Raw genomic sequence first — 7,169 nt, 5'->3', positions numbered from 1 at the left:
CTCTTGAAGGACTTCCACTTTTTTATTTACATCGATCAGGTAAAGTGTCAGTTCTTCAACCTTTTTAAGAAGCTTAATATTCATATCACTCAGATTAATGCCATCCTTTTCCATTTCCTTTGCGGATGCAACTTCAGGAAGATGCTTGTTTTCTCTGATGTAAGTTTCGAGTTCCGTGATCGGCCGAAGTGGATAGTCTTCATGAAAAACATAATCCGCTCCGGCATCCACAGATACCTTAACTTCCCTCGCATGAATGTTTCCGGCCACCGTAAACTTGGATTGCGGATTTTGCGTTCCAATTCCGACATTCCCTTTAGGAGTGACCGTAAATTGATTCGAAAAAAAACCACTCACACTACCAGGAATAATATTTACATAATCAAAATACAAATCGCAAATACCCGAACGAAAATTTATACCCCGAAGTTCAATATCCGGTATACCGCTTGGAAGTTGTACAGGTATGGTAAAAAGCTGCCATTCATTGCTATTTTGAAACATATCCGGCCGTATGTCAAGTGCCCCGTATAGTCTACCATTAACACCGGCATAGCCACTTACAACGTCAATTGTAAATAACACATTTGAAGAGACATTAGAGGAAACCTTCAACCGGAATTGAATTAAATACGATCCTGTCTCAAATGCTCTGTAAGGCCCATACCAGAAAGTGTTAGCTGAAGTAGCCGGTTTAAAAAGCGCATTTCCGTCAAGCGCTGAAGGATCTGAAACCAGGGTCGCCCCATCTGCGGGCACCAAATCTGTTTCTTTTAACAAAATGCCAAAAGGACTTAACTGCGCAAACAAGAAAGTAGTAGAGGTAAACAGCAAAATAGTAAGCAGGAGTTTTTTCATTGTAAAATTATGTTTTTGTTAAGCGCCGAAAATAAAAACACTCACTGCAGTATAACCGCAGTATAGCACAATATATTAGCGGCTTGATCTTAATAAAGAAACATAAAATGAAAACAACATCCGTATATCTTCTTCTGGGTCTATCAATTTTCACATTAGACGTTTTTTCTCAAGAAACTCTGCAAACTGTCACATCAAGGGGCAACACGACATCAACAGGTGCTATTTTCGATGGAAATATTGGAATTGGCGGAACAAATCAGTTCAACAAATTGAATCTTGGCGGAGGTTTGGGCGATAAACTGGCAGTCTACAACAACGAAACCAACACCGATTTCCATGGTCTCGGGATAGCTGGCTACGAGTTATATCTAAAAATACCAACTTCCTCTCATAAATATACTTTTTATCAGAACAATACTGCTTTAATGACTATTCTCGGAAATGGGAATGTCGGGATAGGTACTGACTTACCAAAGGATAAACTCTCTGTTTATGGTAATATCAGAGCCACAGAAATTAAAGTAGAAAACCAGAACTGGCCAGACTATGTATTTAAACCAGGATACAAGATACCCACGCTTCCGGAATTAGAAAATTTCATAAAAGAAAACAATCATTTACCGGAAATACCACCTGCACAGGATGTTCACTCTGAAGGAGTTAACCTGGGCGATCTTAGCGCTAAGATGCTTAAAAAAATAGAAGAATTAACGCTCCTCTTAATTGAGAAAGACAAGCAGATTTCTGAACAAGCCCGACAAATTGAAGAAATAAAGAAAAAAATAGGCCTATAACCAGCTTAATGGCCTACTTCACCGAAAGTTGCTTTAACAAGTCCAGTTGTCCTTTTAGGTCACTTATCTGCCGGCTCTGCTCCCTTAGCATCTTACTGAGATCATTTACCTGCTTATCCTTTTCAATCATATAAAGGGTTAGTTCTTCGATCTTTTTAAGTAGCTTCGAATTCATTTCTCCAAGATTGATGCCTCCCTTACTCACGTCATCAGCCGACGGAATTTCAGGGAGATGTTTATTAGCCTGAATATATGACTCAATCGCTGACAGGTCAGGTGTTTCGTAAGATTCTGAAAAAACATAATCCGGCCAATTTGCAGTCTCTACTTTAACTTCTTTAGCTCTAATGTTTCCGTTTACCGACAGTTTTTCGGCAGGGCTCAATGTACCGAGACCAACATTACCATTTCCTGAAAAAAAAGTAATAGCCTTCTGATTACTCACCGAGCTCCAGACAATATTTCCAGAAGGTTGATCCACTTTTGAACCAAAATGATCGTAATCCGCACCCCTGAATAAAAAAGTCAGCCCTAGATGATGTGCCGGTGTTTTTATAAATACATCATAATATTCATGGCCTGTATCATCCGAGAACTTCTGTGCATACCAGGAAATATCATCCGCAGAGTTACCGCTCAACGTAAGCACGGGTAACTGAGCCTCTGATATATACTGGGGAAAAGAAAAATCGATATAACTACCTCCTTCACCCTGATAATCGACAAAATAAACTCTCCCGGAAACGCCACCTTTTCCCCATACCCCCATATTTGCATTATGATTATATATCCGGAAGATCTTTATCCATTCCGATTCTGTGTGATTATAGTATTCGATTGTATTTAACATGGTGGCCGCTTCTGTTCCTAACGATGTTTGCGAGAACAACCGGACCGGGAGGGAAAAGCAGCATAAAAGAATAAAACAGCCGCTATAGATCTTTAATGAGATTTTACTCTTCATAAATTTTTTCATTTCAGCAGCGAAAATAAGTTCCGCCACTGCAATCTCACCGCAGTGAGATCCTTATTAAAAAATCCGGCGCTCTCCTTTCGACAACTCACTATTCCCTTCTTTTGATCTTCTTTTTTTTCGTTACGAACATCAAAGCACAAACTCCAACTCAAATTATAACGTCCCCAGGTACAAAATATATCTATACAGGTAGCCTGACGCTTGATGAATACCAGCGGGAAATAAAGTAAATGCGGCTCCGGCAGGAACTACAACGATATTATGATGGATTAAAAGAAAGTTGTTCCGTCGTAACTTTCTTTTATCGATCCTTAATAAACCCCAACCTGAACCCGCCTTTTTCCTTATAATAATAAGTACTGCGGTACCGGTTGTAGCTTATCGGGGCTCCCAGTTCCCTCATTTCATTAAGGAGCTCGTAAAGTCTCCTTTCCGAAATATCCAGGCGTTCAGCGAATCTCTTCGGTGTGCCGGTTGATTTAGACTTAATGAGATAGTCGATCACCTCAAGGCGATCTTGCATTTCAGTTAACATTGCTTAGGGTATTAGTTTATTCAGATAATTCTCACATACAGTCAGGATTTAAAGTTCAATCTTTCGTTTCTCCCCTTTTGGTTTATCTTTCTTTACATCCTTCTTTTTCAAAAATCCAGGTACGAGCTTTTTCACATTCAACTTTATCTTTTTCTTTACCGCCGGTTTACCGTTCCTGTAGTAACTTACCGTACTGCTATCCTTCGAAACATATGTCCACAGATCCCCGTGAAGCAATCCATTCCGGTAGCTTCCCTTTTTCAGCAGCTTGCCAGTACTATCATATTCACTGAATTTCCCGTCTCTTACCCCAGCCCACCAGGTTACGGTTTCTCTCAAAACTCCATTTTCTGCCCAGGTGTTCCAGGTCCCCTGCCTCAGCCCTCCACGGAACTCACCTTTTTCCTTCAGGTTCTTGTCTTCATACCATGATGAGTAAGGTCCGTTAAGCAATTTCCCACTGAAACCACCCTGCGTAACATGCAGTTTTCCGGCACTATACCAGGTATATTGTTTATCAGGATCAGTACGAACCCTGCCCTTTTGAGGTTTTACCGATGCCGAAATAGTCTCTCCCGGATTGTTGATCGTCACTTTATTGATAATAATGTCACTGTACTGGGAGTACCCGGGCAACACCAGGAGAGAAAACAGGAATATGAGGAAAAATGGTTTCATAGAATTACTCAACTCTTATATACTTCGTTTTATTCTGATAAGATACTTTCACCGAATCACGGTAATTTTTCAGGAGAGTCACACCTTCGGCCTTCTGGCCTTCACTCAGCATATACTCTTTCCCGTTAATGTTCATAATAGCCACCATTCTCTTAAGTCCTGAATTTACGATATAACCGGTATAATGAATGATACTCCAGTTGACGGGCGGAGGGGGCGGAGGTGCGCTGGCGATAAATGGCTTCGCATTCTGATTTTCAGCTACCACAGGTTCGGGCACTGCAGCCTGGCCCGAAAATGGATCTCTGTAGTTCAGTGAAAGCTTAGCTGTGTCTTTTAACTGATATTCGTCCAGTGACTGGTAAGTAGTTTTAGAATAAGCTGCAGGCTGAACATATTCCTCATCGCCCGCAGCTGCTGTATAGATCCGGTAAAAAATAATACCCCATACTGCCGCTACAGAAACGATCAGAACATATGTCATTTTCTTATTCTTCATGCCTATTGCACCGTAAAGTTCCTGACATCGCTGTATGGGCCTACATTCCCGGCGGCATCAATTGCCCTTACCTGCCAGAGTACCTGTTCTCCCCTGTTCGTGGAAGTAAATACATAACTGGTGCCGGTCACCGTTACCGGGAAAGATGGGCCATAAGGGCTTGAATCACTTTTCATCAGGTTCAACTGGTATTTTTTTGCATCGCTAAGAGCATCCCATTGCAGGGTAACAGGACTACTGACGCTTACGGCATTTACGGGCGAACGCAAACTTACTTTTGAAGGCGGAGTACCATCGTAAGCAAACGAATAGACCGCCGACCACTTTGATTCTGCCGTATCGTTTTTCGCTTTCACCCTCCAGATATAGCTTCTGTCTTCTGTCGGGTTAAAGGAATATTCCGTATTCTGGATTTCCGTATTAACCAGAAGATCCTGTTCATTAGCAAAATTCCCCGTACTGCGGTCTATCTGCAGCAGGTATTCCGTACTTCCGTAAAGGCTGTACCAGGAGATGGCAAATGGCGGCTGGTTGCTGACAAGCCCGTTAGCCGGACTTTTCAGTTGTACCTGCTGCCTGCCAAGAGAGGCTTCATGAACAATGAGAGTATGAGTGCTGTAGCCAGTCTTACTGCCGCTATTCTCCGCTCTTACACGCCATTGGTAGGTACCGGGTTCAAGGGTATAACTATAATGTGCGTCTTTGGTAAGAGAATCCAGGATAAGCTCTTCCGCGTGATCAAAAGAGGGCCTGACAATTTGTATGCGGTAAGAACGTGCATATTCAACCGGGTCCCACCAAAACGACTGAAGGTATTTATTGCTCTCCGCACTGTCGGCAGGAGCATTCAAATGCACCGTTTCGTCCTCTATAGACTCTTCAATAAACTCACTGCAGGAAGTGAAAAGACACACCAGAATAAGTATCCCGGCTGTCATCATAAGCCCTTTCATTCTTTTTAATTCCAGATACATATTATAATTCCTTTGATTTTTTGTTCTTGATTACTTCAAACACCACTTTCATATACAATTTATCACTCTCTTCCACATTCCGGCTCTTCTGCGTCTCAAATTTGGCGGAACTGGCAAATCCTGTTTCCCTGACCTTTTCCAGCGTATCCAGCAGACTCACCAGCTTACGGTAATCGCCACCAAAGGAAATACTTTGCCTCAGTATATCAGCGGAGGATGTATCCGCCTGCACTCTTAGCTGACCGGGTGTATAAGCTACAGAAGCACCCCTGGCTGACGCTATCCCCGATGCTTTCAGCCACAGCTCATCTTTCCATCCGGCAGAATCGGCACGATACTGTGAAACCAGATGGTCCAGCATCTGGTTTTTATCACGCAGATAACCTGGATTATAGGAAAGATCGGTGGCCTGCTCGCTTTTCAGGCTCAGTTCATGGTTCAACCGGATGGCATCCTTTGTTTTACGAAGTGCCAGAGGCCATGAAAGAAGCAATAAAACCACTGCCCCGGCTGTCAGCAGCCGGTTCTTCATTTGCCATGTAAGGGTCTTTAGCATACTTCAGTAGTTTATAGTGATCATGAATTCCTGCTTATCGCTATTCTGGGAGGGAGAAAAGCTGTCCAAGTTTACCTGTTTCACCCATTTCCGCTCTTTAAGCGCATAAATCCAGTTGTTTACTGCGGTCGGATCAGAAGCCTCTCCTCTTATCCTGATCGTCCCCGGGCTGTATATGTCTTTTCTCTGCCTGCTGCTCTCAGTTTGATCCAGCGGGTTGACGCCCAGCTCAAGTAAGCGAAGAGATGAAGGAATAGTCTGCCCAATCTGGTCGGCAAGCCATGCCATTCGTATACCTTTATTCCATCCCAGTTCCTTCAGTAGCCGTTCATTGACAGTTATCTGCTTTTCCAGTTGCTGAATACCGTCCATACTAGCTGAAGTTTGACTTACCTTTGATAGCAGCCGTTCATTTTCTGAATTATAATAACTATATAAAAGAAAGTTAACCAACAAAAGGATAAAAAGACTGCCCAGCACTACTGACAGCCGCAAATTAAACCGCTGTTTCTGATCAAACTCTCCCAGGGTTTCCTCTACTGCAGGCACTCTGAGAATTACCGGCTGAAGCCGATCCCTCAATGCAAACTGAAAGGCCGTTGCATAAGATGTTAAAAAGCCTTCAGCCAGGGGTTCAATCCCGATCTTAAAAGGAAACTCCGCTTCTCTTCCAGATTCAAACCTGTAATTTTCCCACTTCCAGTCTTTGGTATAATGGATCAGATGTCCGTCAATACAGATTTCATTGTCATAAGTATTAAGCTGGGGCAGGATATGCGAGAGTACAAAAGGCCCCGCGGTTATCGTCAGAACCGCCAGCCCTTCCCTGTCAAAGGCTGCCAGCACAGTATCAGCAACATCCTTTCTTACCACCGTAACAAATACACCTTCCTCTCCTTCGAAATCCTGCACATAAAACTGATCCGTCTTGATATTAGGGAAAGCTTCATTCAATAATCTTTCCTCATCTCCAGTCCCACCAGCAATCTTCCTCGTCAAAATGCCCTTCCCCGTCAATGTCACCGCCAATGGCCTGTCACGCGGTATCTTCTTCAAAATAGTATCTAACGTTCCCGCTACCTCAACCTTCTGATCTATGTTCAAAAGATTTTTCCTGACCGAAACGGCGCATACCTTCCCCAAATAGCTCCCATCTGCCTGCATCCGAAGCTCCAGGCCAGTACAGCTGGTATTACTTGTTATGGAAGAAGTCAAAGACATAGATTTTTTATAGCTATCAGCCGTCAGCAATCAGCTTTCAGCCGTTTTTATATTTTTAATTATTATTTACCGAAA

General features: G+C 42.9%; 8 protein-coding genes and 1 pseudogene. 1 reads left to right on the top strand and 8 read right to left on the bottom strand.

Features of this window, described 5'->3' with window-relative positions; translation table 11 throughout:
- A pseudogene (locus tag DDR33_RS24355) lies at positions 1-858 on the bottom strand (hypothetical protein); the annotation flags it as partial.
- 107 nt (positions 859-965) lie between these two features.
- Here DDR33_RS24355 and DDR33_RS24350 point away from each other — a divergent pair.
- The gene (locus DDR33_RS24350) at positions 966-1,655 is read left to right on the top strand and encodes a hypothetical protein (protein WP_109418411.1); all 690 of its coding nucleotides are present in this window, start codon (positions 966-968) and stop codon (positions 1,653-1,655) included.
- Between the two features lie 13 nt (positions 1,656-1,668).
- Here the strand turns inward: DDR33_RS24350 and DDR33_RS24345 are convergent, their stop codons facing one another.
- From DDR33_RS24345 to DDR33_RS24315, 7 genes are all read right to left on the bottom strand, one after another.
- A complete protein-coding gene (locus tag DDR33_RS24345; protein ID WP_146198855.1) occupies positions 1,669-2,619 on the bottom strand; it encodes a SlyX family protein in 951 nt (316 codons plus the stop codon).
- Positions 2,620-2,932: 313 nt separating this feature from the next.
- Positions 2,933-3,166 carry an HTH domain-containing protein gene (locus DDR33_RS24340; RefSeq protein ID WP_109418409.1) on the bottom strand — a complete coding sequence of 78 codons (234 nt, stop codon included), beginning with the start codon at positions 3,164-3,166 and terminating at the stop codon, positions 2,933-2,935.
- A 48-nt stretch (positions 3,167-3,214) separates the two neighbouring features.
- Positions 3,215-3,844: a toxin-antitoxin system YwqK family antitoxin gene (locus DDR33_RS24335; RefSeq protein ID WP_109418408.1), complete on the bottom strand. Its 630-nt coding sequence runs from the start codon at positions 3,842-3,844 to the stop codon at positions 3,215-3,217.
- A gap of 4 nt (positions 3,845-3,848) precedes the next feature.
- On the bottom strand, positions 3,849-4,343 hold the full coding sequence (locus DDR33_RS24330; RefSeq protein WP_109418407.1) for a hypothetical protein: 495 nt from the start codon (positions 4,341-4,343) through the stop codon (positions 3,849-3,851).
- A 2-nt stretch (positions 4,344-4,345) separates the two neighbouring features.
- Positions 4,346-5,296: a fibronectin type III domain-containing protein gene (locus tag DDR33_RS24325; protein WP_146198854.1), complete on the bottom strand. Its 951-nt coding sequence runs from the start codon at positions 5,294-5,296 to the stop codon at positions 4,346-4,348.
- A gap of 22 nt (positions 5,297-5,318) precedes the next feature.
- Positions 5,319-5,873: a hypothetical protein gene (locus tag DDR33_RS24320; protein ID WP_146198853.1), complete on the bottom strand. Its 555-nt coding sequence runs from the start codon at positions 5,871-5,873 to the stop codon at positions 5,319-5,321.
- Positions 5,874-5,876: 3 nt separating this feature from the next.
- Entirely contained in the window at positions 5,877-7,094 is a 1,218-nt protein-coding gene (locus DDR33_RS24315) for a hypothetical protein (RefSeq protein WP_109418404.1), read from the bottom strand.
- Between the last annotated feature and the right edge of the window lie 75 nt (positions 7,095-7,169).

This window comes from Pararcticibacter amylolyticus, assembly GCF_003130405.1.
GTDB lineage: Bacteria > Bacteroidota > Bacteroidia > Sphingobacteriales > Sphingobacteriaceae > Arcticibacter > Arcticibacter amylolyticus.
Note: the sequence above shows the minus strand (reverse complement) of the source record. Positions and strands in the feature narration are given on the sequence as shown.

What these genes read in the sequence shown, in the direction of transcription:
- DDR33_RS24350 (WP_109418411.1), top strand. Translation starts at nt 966, where the DNA reads ATGAAAACAACATCCGTATATCTTCTTCTGGGTCTATCAATTTTCACA.
- DDR33_RS24335 (WP_109418408.1), bottom strand. Translation starts at nt 3,844, where the DNA reads ATGAAACCATTTTTCCTCATATTCCTGTTTTCTCTCCTGGTGTTGCCC.
- DDR33_RS24325 (WP_146198854.1), bottom strand. Translation starts at nt 5,296, where the DNA reads ATGAAAGGGCTTATGATGACAGCCGGGATACTTATTCTGGTGTGTCTT.
- DDR33_RS24315 (WP_109418404.1), bottom strand. Translation starts at nt 7,094, where the DNA reads ATGTCTTTGACTTCTTCCATAACAAGTAATACCAGCTGTACTGGCCTG.
- DDR33_RS24320 (WP_146198853.1), bottom strand. Translation starts at nt 5,873, where the DNA reads ATGCTAAAGACCCTTACATGGCAAATGAAGAACCGGCTGCTGACAGCC.
- DDR33_RS24330 (WP_109418407.1), bottom strand. Translation starts at nt 4,343, where the DNA reads ATGAAGAATAAGAAAATGACATATGTTCTGATCGTTTCTGTAGCGGCA.
- DDR33_RS24340 (WP_109418409.1), bottom strand. Translation starts at nt 3,166, where the DNA reads ATGTTAACTGAAATGCAAGATCGCCTTGAGGTGATCGACTATCTCATT.
- DDR33_RS24345 (WP_146198855.1), bottom strand. Translation starts at nt 2,619, where the DNA reads ATGAAGAGTAAAATCTCATTAAAGATCTATAGCGGCTGTTTTATTCTT.